Origin of the sequence: Pseudoalteromonas sp. BSi20495 (assembly GCF_000241185.1) — a bacterium.
GTDB lineage: Bacteria > Pseudomonadota > Gammaproteobacteria > Enterobacterales > Alteromonadaceae > Pseudoalteromonas > Pseudoalteromonas fuliginea.
In genome coordinates, this window is the sequence record NZ_BADY01000180.1 from 1 (window position 1) to 1,633 (window position 1,633).

At 34.9% G+C, this 1,633-nt stretch carries 3 protein-coding genes; all 3 read right to left on the reverse strand.

From position 1 onward, the window contains the following. Nucleotides 1-16 precede the first annotated feature (16 nt). Nucleotides 17-211 carry a (2Fe-2S)-binding protein gene (locus P20495_RS00875; RefSeq protein WP_002960627.1) on the reverse strand — a complete coding sequence of 65 codons (195 nt, stop codon included), beginning with the start codon at nucleotides 209-211 and terminating at the stop codon, nucleotides 17-19. 480 nt (nucleotides 212-691) lie between these two features. Further along, nucleotides 692-1,156: a hypothetical protein gene (locus P20495_RS00870; RefSeq protein ID WP_008139292.1), complete on the reverse strand. Its 465-nt coding sequence runs from the start codon at nucleotides 1,154-1,156 to the stop codon at nucleotides 692-694. A gap of 222 nt (nucleotides 1,157-1,378) precedes the next feature. After that, a complete protein-coding gene (locus P20495_RS22830) occupies nucleotides 1,379-1,480 on the reverse strand; it encodes a transposase (protein WP_374700030.1) in 102 nt (33 codons plus the stop codon). Nucleotides 1,481-1,633 lie beyond the last annotated feature (153 nt).

Here is a 1,633-nt window from a genome sequence, read left to right on the forward strand (position 1 = left end):
TAAATTTTATATGTAATTAAGCAACTTGATCCGTTACATCCGCAATCTGAATAAGTCTGCGATTAAGGATCTTTTTAGTACAACCACAACACTTACCGCATTGGCTGCCCACTTTAAGCTCTTTAGTTAATTCACGCATGGTCGTTGCACCATCGTCAATTGTTTGCTCAATTTTTTTATCTGTCACACCGTGACATAGACAAATATACATGAATACAAACCACTCTCAATTACATTTAGTATGTGCATATTAATCTAAACGAAAATAGTTATCAATTATTTTATTGGCTAATATGTATCTTTTTTCAGCTTATAGCCAGCGCCACTTAAGTTGAGAATTCACGGCAGCTTGAGAATAGTTTGAATTTTAAGCAAGGTCTGGCGCACAGATTGTGATTTATTAGAGTCGACCTTAAATTTAAGTAAGGTTAGGTTTAGGTAAATATTTGAATGGTTGAAAATTAATGACATTAAGGCTTTAAAAACCTTAATGTCTAAATACGGAATTTATGGGTAGGTGATTTCCGGTTTGTGCCATGAGCACGCCCGCCTCAACTGCCGGAGGCTACTGGCGCCTTTTGTGCGACTTTTTACACAAATGGTAACAATGACAGGAGGTCAGATTGCAGGCGATTGTTAGGCGATTGTTAGGCGATTGTTAGGCGATTGTTAGGCGATTGTTAGGCGTGCATTAACCATGGTATCGGCGGATATGCTTTATTAAACCTGATTCGTTAAATTCTAATGAGACAATATTAGTTTTACTATATTCAATGGTTTTATCTAAATGTGCAGGCTTAACTTTACCCATTTCAGTCATTTTTATAAAAACAACATTAGCCCCTACCATAATTTCATTTATCTCAATATTACTGTTTATAACTTCATCTTTTAGTTTACCAACCATGTTTGAACGAAGTTCCGATTTATCCGTATACGTAAACTTAAATTTTATATGTTCATCAATAAAATTATCAGACAATAGCGATATATAATGATCTATTTCTTTGGTGGTTGTATTTGGTTGTTGGCGAGCATTTTTGGCCGATACAAATGTCTTGGCTTTTTCGATTAACTGATCTGTCGTGAATTTGCCCTTCGCTAAACTTGAAAAAGACAAAATAAGGGATATAAATACTAAAGTTAATTTTTTCACTGAACTCTCCTTGTATGCCTAACGAGCCTGTAGATTAACTCGTTTTTTTATTTTATTTTTTTTTGATAAACAAACCATAGCTGAGTTCCTATTTTGGTTCAATTGATTACTGTATTTTTACGCAGAATATAAAGAAATGTTTGATATTGTTTCAACTGGCGTTTTGGACGGGATTGCGGGGGCTTTAGTGGCTTTATTTTAGGTTAAAAGGACTTACCCTTCTTAATGTATCGTATTTTGCAGCTTTTCTATATTATGAACAAGGCAATACAGTTGCCACTGCGCATTCACTTTCGCTTGACCCCGTAAGGTAAATTTATTCATGCCTTTATTCACTGTAATATTCCGCTTTTTATTTAAAGGAAAGCAGGTTCAATACAGCCGAATCGTTTGCCATACTTTAATAAACAGCTGTCGTCGTCCGATTGGGCTATCTATTTTTACTTTCATTTTGTCTACATAGTTCAGCTTTTTGCG